Source organism: Streptomyces sp. NPDC058198 (genome assembly GCF_042882605.1).
Classification (GTDB): Bacteria; Actinomycetota; Actinomycetes; order Streptomycetales; family Streptomycetaceae; genus Streptomyces.
Window position 1 is genome coordinate 205615 of record NZ_JBHVVP010000004.1, and the last position, 15017, is coordinate 220631.

12 protein-coding genes and 1 pseudogene are annotated in these 15017 nt (G+C 69.5%); 9 read left to right on the forward strand and 4 right to left on the reverse strand.

Annotated features, from left to right (window positions below):
* Nucleotides 1-46: 46 nt before the first annotated feature.
* Complete coding sequence (locus ACFVWW_RS17040) at nucleotides 47-808, forward strand: DeoR/GlpR family DNA-binding transcription regulator (protein WP_384187860.1); 762 nt, start codon at nucleotides 47-49, stop codon at nucleotides 806-808.
* Between the two features lie 75 nt (nucleotides 809-883).
* Here ACFVWW_RS17040 and ACFVWW_RS17045 read toward each other — a convergent pair whose 3' ends face one another.
* Nucleotides 884-1681, reverse strand: coding sequence for an exodeoxyribonuclease III (locus ACFVWW_RS17045; RefSeq protein WP_386879208.1), 798 nt, complete (start codon nucleotides 1679-1681; stop codon nucleotides 884-886).
* Nucleotides 1682-1716: 35 nt separating this feature from the next.
* Nucleotides 1717-1911, reverse strand: a complete 195-nt coding sequence (locus tag ACFVWW_RS17050; RefSeq protein ID WP_384187877.1) for a hypothetical protein — start codon at nucleotides 1909-1911, stop codon at nucleotides 1717-1719.
* A gap of 509 nt (nucleotides 1912-2420) precedes the next feature.
* On the opposite strand from ACFVWW_RS17050, the gene ACFVWW_RS17055 reads away from it, so the two are divergent.
* From ACFVWW_RS17055 to ACFVWW_RS17080, 6 genes and pseudogenes are all read left to right on the forward strand, one after another.
* Nucleotides 2421-3251: a Scr1 family TA system antitoxin-like transcriptional regulator gene (locus tag ACFVWW_RS17055; protein ID WP_384187880.1), complete on the forward strand. Its 831-nt coding sequence runs from the start codon at nucleotides 2421-2423 to the stop codon at nucleotides 3249-3251.
* The gene (locus tag ACFVWW_RS17060) at nucleotides 3248-3454 is read left to right on the forward strand and encodes a DUF397 domain-containing protein (protein WP_386879209.1); all 207 of its coding nucleotides are present in this window, start codon (nucleotides 3248-3250) and stop codon (nucleotides 3452-3454) included. The genes ACFVWW_RS17055 and ACFVWW_RS17060 overlap by 4 nt, the downstream gene beginning before the upstream one ends.
* Nucleotides 3455-3704: 250 nt before the next feature.
* Nucleotides 3705-3749, forward strand: a pseudogene (locus ACFVWW_RS17065) (hypothetical protein); the annotation flags it as partial.
* A gap of 145 nt (nucleotides 3750-3894) precedes the next feature.
* A complete protein-coding gene (locus ACFVWW_RS17070; protein ID WP_386879219.1) occupies nucleotides 3895-4059 on the forward strand; it encodes a hypothetical protein in 165 nt (54 codons plus the stop codon).
* 108 nt (nucleotides 4060-4167) lie between these two features.
* On the forward strand, nucleotides 4168-5274 hold the full coding sequence (locus tag ACFVWW_RS17075) for a serine/threonine-protein kinase (protein ID WP_386879218.1): 1107 nt from the start codon (nucleotides 4168-4170) through the stop codon (nucleotides 5272-5274).
* Nucleotides 5275-5549: 275 nt separating this feature from the next.
* Complete coding sequence (locus ACFVWW_RS17080) at nucleotides 5550-8729, forward strand: ATP-binding protein (RefSeq protein WP_386879210.1); 3180 nt, start codon at nucleotides 5550-5552, stop codon at nucleotides 8727-8729.
* Here the strand turns inward: ACFVWW_RS17080 and ACFVWW_RS17085 are convergent.
* Together ACFVWW_RS17085 and ACFVWW_RS17090 are read right to left on the reverse strand one after the other, a co-directional pair.
* A complete protein-coding gene (locus ACFVWW_RS17085) occupies nucleotides 8710-9501 on the reverse strand; it encodes an ABC transporter permease (protein WP_386879211.1) in 792 nt (263 codons plus the stop codon). The genes ACFVWW_RS17080 and ACFVWW_RS17085 overlap by 20 nt on opposite strands.
* A complete protein-coding gene (locus ACFVWW_RS17090; protein ID WP_386879212.1) occupies nucleotides 9498-10529 on the reverse strand; it encodes an ATP-binding cassette domain-containing protein in 1032 nt (343 codons plus the stop codon). The genes ACFVWW_RS17085 and ACFVWW_RS17090 overlap by 4 nt, the downstream gene beginning before the upstream one ends.
* A gap of 194 nt (nucleotides 10530-10723) precedes the next feature.
* On the opposite strand from ACFVWW_RS17090, the gene ACFVWW_RS17095 reads away from it, so the two are divergent.
* Both ACFVWW_RS17095 and dnaE read left to right on the forward strand, forming a co-directional pair.
* Entirely contained in the window at nucleotides 10724-11158 is a 435-nt protein-coding gene (locus ACFVWW_RS17095; RefSeq protein WP_384333836.1) for a VOC family protein, read from the forward strand.
* 263 nt (nucleotides 11159-11421) lie between these two features.
* Nucleotides 11422-15009: a DNA polymerase III subunit alpha gene (gene dnaE / locus ACFVWW_RS17100; protein ID WP_384187897.1), complete on the forward strand. Its 3588-nt coding sequence runs from the start codon at nucleotides 11422-11424 to the stop codon at nucleotides 15007-15009.
* Nucleotides 15010-15017 lie beyond the last annotated feature (8 nt).

The window sequence follows — 15017 nt, forward strand, 5'->3', positions numbered from 1 at the left end:
CATGAACAGTTTGGTTGTTCATTTCGGGGTGGTGTTCAATCGCGGTATGAGCAACGCAGACCGGCACAGGCTGATCGCCCGGGCCGTCAGGGAGTCGGGCAGTGCCACGGTCCAGGAACTCGCCGAGCTGACCGGCGCCTCGGAGATGACCATCCGGCGCGACCTCGACACACTGGCCGCACAAGGCGCCCTCGAACGCGTCCGCGGCGGAGCACGCACCCTGCTGCTCAGGGGCGAGGAGCCGCCCTTCGCGCTGCGCGCCCACGAGGCCGTCGACGCCAAACGCCGGATCGCGGCCGAGGTGTCCTCACTCATCGCCGACGGCGAGACCGTCCTCCTGGACGGCGGCACCACCTGCCTGGAGGTCGCCCGTCACCTGCGTCAACGGCCGATCACGGTGATGCCCCTGTCCCTGCAAGCCATCCACACACTCGGCGACTCCCCGGGCCCGACCACGCTGATGGTGCCCGGCGGACGCCCCCGCGCCGCAGAAGGAGCCCTCACCGGCCCCCTCACCCTCGCCTCCCTGTCGGCACTGCGCTTCGACACCGCGATCATCAGCTGCTGCGGCCTGAGCGCGGCCGAGGGCCTGACCGCCTACGACCTCGACGACGCGGCGGTGAAGAAGGCCGGCATCGCCTCCAGCCGCCGCATCATCGTCGCCGCGGACGGCAGCAAACTCGGCCACACCGCCTACGCCTACGTCGGCCCCTCCGCACTCCTGCACACCCTCGTCACCGACGACACGGCGCCTACCGACGAGGTGACCGCACTCGAAGCAGCCGGCACCGTCGTCAAGACCGTCTGACGGGGCCGCCGCATGCCCCGCTGACCGGTCCGGCTCCACGACAACGCCCGCCGGGGGACGGGGAGACGGGGCTTCTTACGAGTCGTACGTCACCGTTACCGGGGCGTGGTCGCTCCAGCGTTCGTCGTGTGTCGCCGCGCGCTCGACCCAGGCCTTTACCGCGCGGGCCGCCAGGGCCTCCGTCGCCACGTGGTAGTCGATCCGCCAACCGCTGTCGTTGTCGAAAGCCCGGCCGCGGTACGACCACCACGTGTACGGGCCCTCCTGGTCGGGATGCAGGGCCCGTACGACGTCGGTGTACCCCGTCTCCTCGAAGACCCGGGTCAGCCAGGCGCGCTCCTCGGGGAGGAAACCGGATGACTTCCGGTTGGCCCGCCAGTTCTTGAGGTCGGCCTCCTGGTGCGCGATGTTCCAGTCGCCGCAGACCAGCACCTCACGGCCGTCGGCGGCAGCGCGCTTCTTCAGCCCCTCCAGGTACGTGAGGAACTCGTCCATGAACCGCAGTTTCTCGTCCTGCCGCTCGGTGCCCACCTCGCCCGAGGGCAGATAGAGGCTGGCCACCGTGAGGCCGGGCAGATCCATCTCGGCGTACCGCCCGCTCGTGTCGAACTCCGCACTGCCGAACCCGATCTGCGTACGGTCCGGCTCCCGCCGCGAGTACAGCGAGACACCCGCCCGCCCCTTGGCGGCCGCCGGGGCGTGCAGGGTGTGCCAGCCGACCGGCTGCCGTACGTCCTCGGGAAGCTGCTGCGGCTCGGCCCGTACCTCCTGGAGGCAGACCACATCGGCGGAGGTCTCCGCCAGCCACTCCACGAACCCCTTCTTGGCGGCGGCGCGGAGGCCATTCACATTCACGGATGTCACGGTGCGCATTCCGGCCACCCTACCGACCCCGCTCCGGCGCGCGTTCACATACCCCGCAGCCGCTGCCGGTGCAGCGCGGCGAGCGCGCGCAACTGCACGCGCTCGTGCGCGGTGGCCGGCCGGACGGCGGTCCTGTGCGCCTTCCAATTGAGCCCGGTAGGTCGTATGAGGAGGACCAGGGGACCAACAAAGCCGTAGATTTCCGCGGGCATTTCGTAACCACGGTCATAGACGGCCATGCCTATTCTGAGTTCGCCGGGCGCGGGCCGCGATCTCAGGGGAATGGGAATTCTCCGGGTCCGTACCTCCCTCACACCCCGCCCCTGCTGCTCCGCCTGTTTCGCTCGGCCACGCGCGTGCCGAGTTCGCCGGCATCTGGCTCGTCCGCCGGCGGTTCGGCAGCCGAACCCGGGGGCCGGTAGTCGGGGCAAACCGGCTGCCCACACCGGCACGGAGGCCAGCGGAGCCCGGAACCGGGGACAAGGTCTCCGCCCTCGTCTCCTGGCGCGGACTTCGGAACGATGAGAACACCGTCCGTGCCGTACGCCTCTGTCAGCCGGGACAGGAACTGTCGTGCCTCACTTCTCTTCAGCGCCATGTGTTCCTTCAACTTCCGTGTCGGTGCGGAGAAATGCCGAGGCATCCAATCTGCAATTCCTCGTTTCTACACCGAGCGTGGCCTCTTCCCCCTACTCTGAACAGGTAAATCGGAGTTCCAAACCACCTGGAACATCAGGGAGTTGAACACATGAGCGAGCCCACCACCCATGAGTCGGCGGAGCCGCAGGACGGAGCGGCCTACTTCGGCCAGGAGGTCAAGTACGCACGCGAATTCGCCAAAATGACCCAGCAGCAGCTGGCGGACGCCTGCCACTACAAGCGTCCGTACGTGACCAGGATCGAGGGCGGCTCGCTCCTCGCGTCCGAGCAGTTCGCGGAGGCGTGCGACCGGGTCTTCAAGACGCCGGGCAGCTTCACGCGGCTGCGGCGTCGGGTGAGCGAGCGCGGTCATCCCGGCTGGTTCATCCCGTACGTCAAGCTGGAGCGCGAAGCGACGGGCGTGGCCGACTACTCGAACGCCTTCGTCATGGGCATGTTGCAGACGTCTGCCTACGCGGAAGCCACCTTCCGGGCGACGCATCCCCGCGAAACCGACGAGCAGATCCAGGCACGGGTAGCGGCACGTCTACAACGTCACGAGGTGATGGAACGCTCAGCGCCCCCACTGCTGTGGGTCATCTTTCATGAGAGCGTGCTCCACACGGTGGTGGGCGGCAAGGACGTCATGATCGGCCAGCTCAACCACCTGGTCGCCGAAGCGGGAACGCCCCACATCACCGTCCAGGTTCTCCCCTTCAAAGCGGGTGCCCCCGCATCGAGCCTTCCGTTTATCCTGCTTACGCAGGCCGACGCAGCACCCGTCATGTACTCAGAGGCCAGGGGGCTCGGGCACGTGACCGACTCGGCAACGGCTGTGGCAAGCGCTCAGGCCACGTACGAACGGCTACGCGCCGCGGCACTGTCGCCGGACGACTCGTTGGCCTTCATCAGCAGGATCACGGAGGATCACGCCAAATGATCAACACTGAGTGGGTCAAGAGCACGTACAGCGGCGGCGAAGGCGGCAACTGCGTCGAGTGGTCGCCCAGCTACGCGGCGACCCACAACACCGTCCCCGTCCGGGACAGCAAGACCCCCACCGCCCCCACCCTCATGCTCACCCCCGCTGCCTGGACCGGCTTCCTCGCCTTCGCGACGAACGCCCCGCACCCCTCCCACTAATGGCTCGTCTCGCATCGTTGGGTGGGTAATCGGCGCCCCGTCTGATGGTCAGCGGACTGTCTCCAGGACCTGATCTTGGAGGTGATCGTGGGACGTCGGCCGAGTGTGCTCGTCCGTCCGGTCAGCACGGAGGAGGGTCGCCGCTTGCCGCGGATCAGCCGGACCGCGAAGGACCCGGTCAGGTTGCGGCGGGCGATCGTGGCTGCTGATGTCCGTCCAGGGCCGGACGGTCAAGGACATCACCTCGCTGATGCGGGTCGGCGAGGACTACGTCCGCGATGTCATCCACGCCTTCAACGAGCGGGGGTCAGACCCGCTCGACCCAAAATGGAGCGGGGGACGCCCCAGGGCGATCGGTGAGCGGGTGCGCGAGCACATCTGCCCGATCGCCCGGACGCCCCCGCCGACTGCGGGCCACCTACAACCGGTACGGCGGCGTGATGCACATGCTCGCCGCCCTCGACCTGGCCACCTACGGATCCTGGCTGCCCTGGATCGAGTCGGAGTTCGCGGCCCTGCGCCACTTCGCCCTCAACGGCACCGATCACCGCACCCACCAGGAGCGCCAGCATGTGATCGCCCCCGGCCGGGGCACCAGCGCGTAGCCCGAACGGAACGTGCTAGACACCAGAAGGGGCGAAGGACGAGCAGGGGAGGACCAGTTGGAACGGATCGGGTCGTACGCCGTGGTGCGTGAACTTGGTGCGGGCGGAATGGGCACGGTGTATCTGGCCCGGTCTCGCGGTGGGCGTCTGCTGGCGGTGAAGGTGGCCCGACCCGAGTTGGCCGCGGACGCGACTTTCCGGGCCAGGTTCCGGGCCGAGGTGGACGCCGCGCGCAGGGTCGGCGGCTTCCATACGGCACAGGTGGTGGACGCTGATCCCGACGGAGAGCCGCCCTGGCTGGCCACGGCGTATGTGCCCGGCCCCACGCTGGCTCACTTGATCAGCGCCGAAGGTCCCATGAACGAGGGGGAATTGCGACATCTGGGTGCGGCACTGGCGGAGGCGCTTCAGGCAGTGCACGAATGCGGGCTCGTGCACCGGGATCTGAAACCGGGCAACATCATCATGGCGCCGGACGGTCCGCGAGTCCTGGACTTCGGCATCGCCCGCGCAGTCGAGTCCACCCGGCTGACGATGACGGGCCACGCCTTCGGCACCCCTGGCTATCTCGCCCCCGAGCAGGCTGAGGGCCGGGAAGTGACCGGTGCCGCCGATGTGTTCGCCCTCGGTGCCGTCCTCGTGGCGGCGGCGGGCGGCAGCGCCTTCGGCGAGGGGACACCGATGATGCTGATGTACCGCTCGGTGCACGCGGAGTCCGACCTCTCAACGGTCCCGGTGAGCATGCGCGGGATCGTCGGGACCTGCCTGGAGAAGAACCCAGCACGCCGACCCACCACGGACCAACTGCTCGACGCATTCACCGATGCGGCGGACGTCTCCCACCCGCCCACTGTCGTGGGGCCACCCGCCACTCTCGTCATGCCGACGGCCGAGGCAGCCCCCGACCTGGCCGAGGAGTTCACCGGCGAGGAAGCGTGGTACTTCCAAGCCCGGGACACCGAACGTTCCCTGTTCATCGGGGATTACGGTGTCGAGATCCGTCGTGTCCGCCGGACCGACGTGAGCATGGACTTCGAGTGGAGCGAGATCGCAAGTATCGGCCACGCCTTCGACGACGACTCCTTGCAGTGCACCCTGTACATCCAGACCGACGAGGGCATCACGTGGGACTTCACCGTGATCGCGCCCGACGAGATGGCGTACGGCAAGTGGGCGCGCCACCTGCCGTACGTCCTGGATCACTACTGCGACTAAGGGGGGCGACGGTGTCCCCGGGGACGGTGACGGTGCAGGCGACGCTGACGCAGCGTCCGCGCGGGTCGCGATCGGGGGGCGTCCTGGGACCGTACAGGCACACGATGTGACGCCGATGCTCTTCGCGTAGGAGTCCGGCCGACGCCGTACGTGCACGGCACGGGCTGCGGGCACGGCGGCGGGATCGGTTGGCGCGGGTGCGGCAACGGTCGCCGCGGCGGGAGTTCGGCCCGCGGCGGGAGTTCCGGCGGCCGGGCCTTGGCTAACCTGCACGGGTGACCACCGACCTGACCCTGCTGCCGCGTGTCGCCTATCGCGGACAGGAGGTCACCGCGCCCCGGCTCCGCGGTCTCCTCGCGCTGCTCGCGGGCGACTTGCGCACGGGCCGCAGCACCGAGCGGCTGGTGGCGGGGCTGTGGCCGGACGAGTTGCCGGAGCGGCCGGGAAAAGCGGTGCAGGTCCTCGTGTCCAGGGCGCGGGCGCAGCTGGGCGCCGACGTCCTCGTCAGCACGCCGACCGGATACCGGCTCACCCTCGCCGAGGACCAGGTCGACAGCTCCGCCCTGCTGCTGTACGCCGCCGCCGGCGCGGACCGGGCCAGGGCCGGGGACCACGCGGGATCGCTGGCCGCGGCCGAGGCCGGGCTCGCGCTGTGGGAGGGCGCTCCTGACGGGGGCGGCGACACCGACGACCCCGTAGCCGCGTTGCGCACCGAGCGCGCCCCCGTCCGCGGCACGCTCGTACGCGCGCGGGCGCTCGCGCTCGCCCGCCTCGGGCGGCACGCGGAGGCGGCCGGGCCGCTGGCCGTGGCCGCCTCGGAGCGTCCGCGCGACGAGGAAGTGCTCGCCGAGCTGCTGCGCGGCGAGGCGGCGACAGCGGGCCCGTCCGCCGCGCTGACGCGGTACGAGGCGTACCGCCGTGAGCTGCGCGAGACGCTCGGTACGGATCCGGGCGCCGGGCTCAGGGCCGTACAGCGGGAGCTGCTGCGCGGCGAGGCGCCGGTGGTCAGGCACGGCGTGCCGCACGAGCCGAACCCGCTGCTCGGCCGGGACGAGGACATCGCGGCGGTGGAGCGGCTGCTGCGTACCTCCCGCGCCGTCACCGTCGTCGGCCCCGGCGGCCTCGGCAAGACCCGGCTCGCGCATGCCGTCAGCCGCCGGGCCGAGCAGCGCGTGGTGTATTTCGTGCCGCTCGCCGGCGTCACGGCGGACGAGGACGTGGCCGCGGAGGTGGCCTCCGCGCTCGGCGCGGGCGAGGGGCGGCCCGGCGCCGTGAGCGGCCACGCCTCGGCCGACCCGGTGTCCGGCATCCTCGGTGTGCTCGGCTCCGGGCCCGCTCTGCTGGCGCTGGACAACTGCGAGCAGGTCATACGGGGCGCCGCCGATCTCGTACAGGCCCTGGTCTCGTCCTCCAAGGACCTGCGGGTGCTCGCCACCAGCCGGTCCCCGTTGAGCCTCACCTCGGAGGCGGTGTACGCACTGCCGGAGCTCGGTCCCGACACCTCGGTCGAGCTGTTCACGCAGCGGGCCCGGGCCGCCCGGCCCGGCGTGGAGCTGCCGCCGGACGCGGTGGCCGAGCTGTGCCGCCACCTCGACGGGCTGCCACTCGCCGTGGAGCTGGCCGCGGCGCGGGTGCGGGTGCTTTCGGTGCCGGAGATAGCCCGCCGCCTCGGCGACCGGTTCGCGCTGCTGCGCGGCGGGGCGCGGGACGCACCGGAGCGCCACCGCACGCTGCACGCGGTCGTGGACTGGAGCTGGAACCTGCTCTCGGAGGACGCCAGGGCCGCGCTGCGCATGCTGTCCGTCTTCCCCGGCGGCTTCTCCGGCGAGGCGGGCGAGCAGGTGCTCGGCGAGGACGCGCTGCTTCTGCTGGAGCAGTTGGCCGGTCAGTCGCTGCTCACCGTCGCCGACACCCCGGCCGGCGTGCGGTTCCGGATGCTGGAGACCGTACGGGAGTTCAGCGCGGCCCGGCGCGCGGAGGCGGGCGAGGATGAGGAGGCCGTCGGCCGGTTCCTCGCCTGGGCGCGGGACTTCGGGGTCGCGTACCACGACTGGCTCTTCGGCTCGCAACCGCCGGCCGCCAGGGAGCGGATCAAGGCCGAGCAGGACAACCTCGTGCCGGCCCTGCGGCACGCCCTGGCCCGTACCGATGGCCCCACCATCGCGGCCCTCACCGCCGTCCTCGCCGCCCTGTGGTCCACCGAGTCCAACTACCTCCGCCTCGCCACCCTCGCCACCGACACCGGCCCGCCGCTGTCGCACTACTACCCCGAGCCCGAATACGTCGAAGTCGCCCGCGCCGCCGCGGTGTTGTGCACGGCGAACCTGTTCATGGGCTACGGCCCGCACGGCGTACGCCAGCTCGTCACCCTCCGCCGGCTGCCCCCGGCCCCGCCGGACACGCTGCTGCGCGCCATCGCGGCAGTGCTGAGCGCGGTCCCCGAGATGCTGCCTCCCGACTACGACGTGCTGCGGGGGCTCTGCGACAGCGAGCAGCCGCTGCTCGCCGGCATCGCCGAGTGCGTCGCCACCTTCATCTGGGAGTACGAGCACGACATCGGCCGCGCGCTCGCCTCGGCCCGCCGGGCCATCTCCGCACTGGCCTCGGTCGACAACCCGTTCCTCCAGGTCATGGGCCACTCCCGGCTGAGCCAGCTGTGCTTGCAGATGGGGCAGGGCGAGGACGCGTACGGGCACCTCAAGGCGGCGCTCGAGGCGCTGCGGCGGCTCGGCGACGAGCACGACACCATCGGCGTCCACTGGGGCCTCGTCCTCGCCTGCCTGCAGCGCGGCGACCCCGACGAGGCCGAGTACTGGCTGCGGCAGGCGGAGGACGTCAACAACCCGCAGAGGGACGACTCCGACAGCGCCGACCTCGGCGGCCGCGCCGAGATCGCTCTCGCCCGCGGACTGACGGAGGTCGGGCTCGGCTTGTGGCGCGGCGCCGTGGAGGGGGTGGCCGAGGCCGGCTCGATGTACAGCGGCGATCCCTTCCTCGACCGGTGGGTGCTGCAGATCCAGTCGGCGGCGGTGACGGCGCACGCGCATGCCGGCCGTCTCGAGCTGGTCGCGGAGCCGGTCGACCGGCTGCGGCAGGGGCTGCGGACCCTGCTCTCCGGTCCGTCCCACTCGCTCATGGAGCTCCCTGTGTTCGGGACGGTGCTGCACGCCCTCGGAATGGCGGGGCTCGCCTCCGGCGACGCCGGTGCCGGTGCCGGTGCCGGTGCCGGTGCGGGTGCCGGTGCCGGTGCCGTACGGATGATCGCGCTGGCCGAACGGCTGCGGGTGCTGCGCGATTACCAGCCGACGATGTCGGCGGCGCGGGCCCGGCAGGCGGCGGAGAACGCCGACGGGGCGGCGTACGCCGACGCGGTGTCGGAGTACGCCGCCCTGGGGCGGGACGAGTTGCGGGAGGCAGCCCGCGCGGTCATGGCGGTTACTTCGGGTCGCGGTTGAACTGCGCCGTCGACCAGCGGTAGCCGAGCGCGGTCAGGCCGACGCACCAGACGATCGCGATCCACCCGTTGTGGCCGATCTCGGTGCCGAGCAGCAGGCCGCGCAGGGTCTCGATGGCCGGGGTGAACGGCTGGTACTCGGCGATCGGCTGGAACCAGCCCGGCATCGTCTCGGCCGGGATGAAGGCGCTCGAAATGAGCGGCAGGAGGATCAGCGGCATCGCACTGTTGCCGGCCGCCTCGGGGTTCGGGCTGGCCATGCCCATGCCGACCGCGATCCAGGTGAGCGCCAGGGAGAACAGCGCGAGCAGCCCGAACGCCGCCAGCCACTCCAGGACCGTGGCGTCCGTGGACCGGAAGCCGATGGCCACGCCGACGGCGCCGACGAGGACCACGCTGGCGATGCACTGCACCACGCTGCCGACAACGTGCCCGACGATCACAGAGCCGCGGTAGACCGCCATCGTACGGAAGCGGGCGATGAGGCCCTCGGTCATGTCCATGGAGATGTACACCGCGGCCCCGACCACGGTGCTGCCGACGGTCATCATCAGAATGCCCGGGACGATATAGGCGATGTACGCGGAGCGGTCCGCGCCGCCGCCGCCGATGCCCGCGCTCATCACGTCGCCGAAGATGTAGACGAAGAGCAGGAGCAACATGATGGGCGTGAGCAGCAGGTTCAGGGTTGCGGACGGGTAGCGCCACGCGTGCAGGAGGTTGCGGCGCAGCATCGTGTTCGAGTCGCGGACGGCGAGGGCGAGGGCGCTCATCGGACGTTCTCCTTGGGCTGGTCGGGCACGGTAGCGGGGCCGGTGGTGGGGCCGGTGGCGGGGCCGGTGGCGGGGCCGGTGGCGGGGCCGGTGGTGGGGCCGGTCAGGGCGAAGAACACGTCGTCGAGGTCGGGGGTGTGCACGGTCAGCTCGTCCGCCTCGATGTCCGCGGAGTCCAGCCAGTCGAGGATGGAGCGCAGCTCGCGCTGGCTGCCACCGCTGGGGATCTGAAGCGACAGCGCCTCGTCGTCACGGGTGACCTCGCGCAGGGCGACCGCGGCGGACTGGTAGGCGGCCGGGTCGGTGAAGCGGAGCCGGACGTGCCCGCCGGGGATGAGCCGCTTCAGCTCGTCGGCGCTCCCCTGGGCGGCGATCTTGCCGTCGTTGAGCACGGCGATGCGGCCGGCGAGCTCGTCGGCCTCCTCCAGGTGCTGGGTGGTGAGGAAGACGGTGACGCCGCGGGAGACCAGCTCGCGGATGATGCCCCACATGTTGTGGCGGGAGCGGGGGTCGAGGCCGGTGGTCGGCTCGTCGAGGAAGATGATCCGCGGGTTGCCGACCAGCGTCATGGCGAGGTCGAGCCGGCGCTTCATGCCGCCGGAGTAGGTGGAGGCGGGCTTCTTCGCGGCCTCCGTCAGGTCGAACCGCTCCAGCAGTTCGGCGGCGGTACGGCGGCCCTCGCTGCGGGAGAGGTGGTGCAGGTCCGCCATGAGAAGCATGTTCTCCTCGCCGGTGATCAGGCCGTCGACAGCGGAGAACTGCCCGGTGACGCCGATCGCGGCCCGCACGGCCTGCGGGTCGGTGGCCAGGTCATGGCCGCCGACGTGCAGCTCGCCGGCGTCGGCGGTGACGAGGGTGGAGAGGATCTTCACGGCGGTGGTCTTACCGGCACCGTTCGGACCGAGCAGGGCGAAGACGGTACCGGCCGGCACCGCCAGGTCGATGCCGTCGAGGACCGTCTTGTCCCCGTAGGCCTTGCGCAGCCCTTTGGCCGCGATGGCGAGAGAGTGCGAAGTCGTTGTCGTCATGCCGCAGAGGCTGCGGCAGGCCGCATTCAGCGCGGTTTCACGACGGTTTCAGCACCCTGAAACCGAGCGTGCCCCTCAGCTTGATGGTGCGCCGGCGCTGTCTGGCCCTGGGCTGAGGCCCGCCCCGCTGGACTGACCCGGGGCTGGGAAAAATGTGGGTGCCGGTGAACAGCACGCGCCACTATGGTGGGCCGATGCCATCGGTCAAGCAGTTCCAAGTCACCTTCGATTGCGCAGATCCGGAGCGCGTCGCTCGCTTCTGGTGCGAGGTGTTGGGGTATGTCGTACCGCCGCCACCGAAGGGGTTTGCCACGTGGGACGATTTCGATCGCTCGCTGCCGCCCGAGCGTCAGGGTTCGGCGTTCGCCTGCATCGATCCCTCGGGTGTGGGCCCGCGCCTGTTCTTCCAGCGCGTTCCCGAAGGCAAGGTCGTCAAGAATCGGGTGCATCTTGATGTGCGGGTCGGCACCGGGCTCGTGGGTGAAGAGCGCCTGGCCGCGCTTGAGGCCGAGTGCGCACGACTGATCCCGCTGGGCGCGGTACGCGGGCTACTCCTGATTGCCGATGGATTCAACGAGTCGTGCCTTGGGATGCAGGACGTCGAGGGCAACGAGTTCTGTCTCGACTAGCCGGCCGTCTCCACCTGATCGAAGAAGTCGAGAACGCGCGGAAGGACCACGTCCGGGGCCGGTCCGGCTGCTGGTCTGACGAACACGCGACCGACACCGGGAGAGAGCGCACGGCGACATACCGCGATACCCCGAGGTCAGCGTTTTGGCGCCTTTCGATCTTCCGGAAGACCTGCTGCGAGGCCCTCCGGTAGGCGCCGGATCGGGCGGCGCCGAGGGATAGGGTGGAGCTTTCCCAGACCTGCCTCGGAGGTGCCTGCCCGGTGGCCGACAGCTTTGTTCACCTGCACAATCACACCGAATACTCGATGCTCGACGGAGCGCAGCGGCTCAAGCCGATGTTCGCCGAAGTGGAGCGTCAGGGCATGCCCGCCATCGCCATGAGCGATCACGGCAATATGTTCGGTGCCTACGAGTTCCAGCAGGTGGCCAAGGGCTTCCAGGGCGTGAAGCCCATCATCGGCATCGAGGCGTATGTCGCCCCTTCCGGGCGCCGGAACCGTCGGCAGGAGTTCTGGGGCCCCGGTGGTGTGAAGGCCATGTCGGACGACGGCGAGGGATCGAAGGACGTCTCCGGCGGCGGCCGCTTCACCCACATGACGATGTGGGCCCGGAACGTCCAGGGGCTGCGCAACCTGTTCTTCCTCTCGACGGAGGCCAGCTACACGGGCCAGTTCCCGGCGGGCAAGCCCCGTATGGACATGGAGCTGATCTCCGAACACGCCGAGGGCATCATCGGGACGACCGGCTGCCCCTCCGGCGCGATCCAGACCCGGCTGCGGCTGAACCAGTACGACGAGGCACGTGAGGTCGCCGCCTCCTACCAGGACATCCTGGGCAAGGAGAACTACTTCCTGGAACTGATGGACCACGGCCTGGACCTGGAGCGCAACGTCCGGGCGGACCTCCTGCGGCTGGCGGCGGACCTGAACATCCCGCTGCTCGCGACGAACGACGCGCACTACGTCCTGGAAGAGCACGCGGACGCGCACGACAACCTGCTGTGCATCGGTGTCGGCAAGAACAAGGACGACCCGGCCCGGTTCCGTTTCAACGGCTCCGGCTACTACCTCAAGACCGCGGCACAGATGCGGGAGCTGTTCTCGGAGATCCCCGAGGCCTGCGACAACACCCTGCTGATCGCCGAGCGCATCGAGTCCTACGAGGAGGTCTTCGCACCCGAGGACGAGATGCCGCAGTACCCGGGCGTCCCGGAAGGGGAGACCCAGGAGGCGTATCTGCGCCGGGAGTGCGTCAAGGGCCTGGAAATGCGCTACGGCGCCCCGGTCCCCGATCACGTCATGGAGCGGTTCGAGACCGAGATGAAGGTCATCGGTCCGATGGGCTTCAGCTCGTACTTCCTCGTCGTCGCCGACATCTGCCAGTACGCCCGCGACAACAAGATCCCCGTCGGCCCCGGTCGTGGTTCGGCGACCGGGTCCATCGTGGCGTACGCGACGCGCATCACCGAGCTGTGCCCGCTGGAGCACGGTCTGCTGTTCGAGCGGTTCCTGAACCCCGAACGCATCAACCCGCCGGATGTCGACCTCGACTTCGACGACCGCCACCGCGACCGCATGGTGCGCTACGTGGTGGAAAAGTACGGCGATGAGTACACCGCCATGGTGAACACCTTCGGCAAGCTCAAGGCCAAGAACGCGATCAAGGACACGTCGCGTCTGATGGGCTACCCCTTCAGCCACGGCGAGCGGATCACCAAGGCCCTGCCGCCGGACGTGATGGGCAAGTCCATCCCCATCAGCGGTATTTTCGACTCCGCCCACCCCCGCTACGGCGAGGCCGGCGAGATCCGGGCCCTCTACGAGAACGAGCCCGAGGTCAAGAAGGTCGTCGACGGCGCCAAGGGCGTCGAGGGCCTGATCCGTAATACCGGTGTGCACGCGGCCGCGGTCATCCTGTCCAAGACGAGGCTGACCGACCGCATCCCGCTGCACATGCGCGCCAAGGACGGCGTGAAGATCACTGGTTTCGACTACCCCAGCTGTGAGGACATGGGGCTGGTCAAGATGGACTTCCTGGGGCTCCGGAACCTGGGCGTCATCGACCACGCGATCCAGAACATCCGCGAGAACCGCGGCATCAACATCACCACCGACACCGTCCCGCAGAACGGCGACCAGCCGATCCCCCTGGACGACGCCACCACCTTCCAGCTCCTGGCCAGAGGCGACACCTTCGGCGTCTTCCAGCTCGACGGCGGCGGCATGCGCACCCTGCTGAAGCTGATGGAGCCCACCCGGTTCGAAGACATCGCGGCGGCCCTCGCCCTGTACCGGCCCGGCCCCATGGCCGCCAACGCGCACACCAACTACGCGCACCGGAAGACCGGCCGCCAGGAGATCACGCCGATCCACCCCGAGCTGAAGGACGCCCTGGAGCCGATCCTCGGCAACACCTTCCATCTGCTCGTGTACCAGGAGCAGATCATGGCCATCGCCCGGCAGCTCGCCGGGTACACCCTCGGCGGGGCCGACCTGCTGCGCCGCGCCATGGGTAAGAAGAAGCCCGAGGTGCTGGCCGCGGAGTGGGAGAAGTTCCACGGTGGCATGAGGGAGAACAAGTACTCCGAGGAGTCCATCAAGGCGCTGTGGGACGTCATGCTCCCCTTCTCGGGCTACGCCTTCAACAAGTCTCACACCGCCGGCTACGGGCTGGTGTCCTACTGGACCGCCTACCTCAAGGCCAACTACCCGGCCGAGTACATGGCCGCCCTTCTCACCTCCGTCGGAGACGACAAGGACAAGGCCGGCATCTACCTGGCCGACGCCCGCAAGCTCGGCATCCAGGTCCTTCCCCCCGACATCAACGAGTCCGTGGCGAACTTCACCGCCGTCGGCGACAGCGTCCGCTTCGGCCTGCGTTCCGTCCGCAACGTCGGCGACCACGTCATCGAGTCGCTGGTCGAGACCCGCAAGTCCAAGGGCAAGTTCTCCTCCTTCCCCGACTTCCTCGACAAGGCCGACATCGGCGCGCTCAACAAGCGGGCCGTGGAATCCCTGATCAAGGCCGGCTCCTTCGACTCGCTGGACCATTCCCGCAAGGGGCTGTCCGCCGTGCACGAAGACGCGATTGATTCGGTCATCCCGGTCAAGAAGCAGGCCGCGATCGGACAGGACGACCTGTTCGGCGACCTGGGCGGTGGAGACGACACACCGGTGTTCGGCCTCGACTTCAAGATCGACCCGAGCGAGTGGCCCCGTAAGCAGCTGCTGGCCACCGAACGGGAAATGCTGGGCATGTACGTCTCGGCCCACCCCCTGGACGGCACCGAACACATCCTGTCCCGCAACCGCGACACCACCATCAGCGAACTTCTCGGCTCGGGCCGGACCGAAGGCGTGGCGAAGCTCGCGGGCCTCATTACCAACGTCGACCGCCGCATGACCAAACAGGGAAACCCGTGGGCGATCGTCAACCTCGCCGACCGTGACGGCGAGATGGAAGTTCTCTTCTTCCCGGCCTCCTACACCCTGGTCCAGCACGCGCTGATTCCCGACAGCGTCGTCTCCGTGGCCGGCCGGCTCAACGACCGTGACGGCGCGGTGAGTATCTTCGGCCAGGAGATCGAGGTCCTGGACGTCTCCTCCGCGGAGAGCGGCGGGAAGCCGCCCGTACGCCTCGAACTGCGCTCACACCGCGTCAACGAGCCCACCGTGCAGGAACTCAAGCGCATTCTGAGTGCGCACAAGGGCGACAGCCCCGTACGGCTCCAGGTTCGCGCCCCGGACAAGACCGTGGTGTACGCGCTGGGATTTGAGGTCGACTCAACCTCGGTGGCCTCCGACATCAAGGGCACGCTGGGCGCGGACGTTTGGATCGGCGTGGCATAAACCGTCCA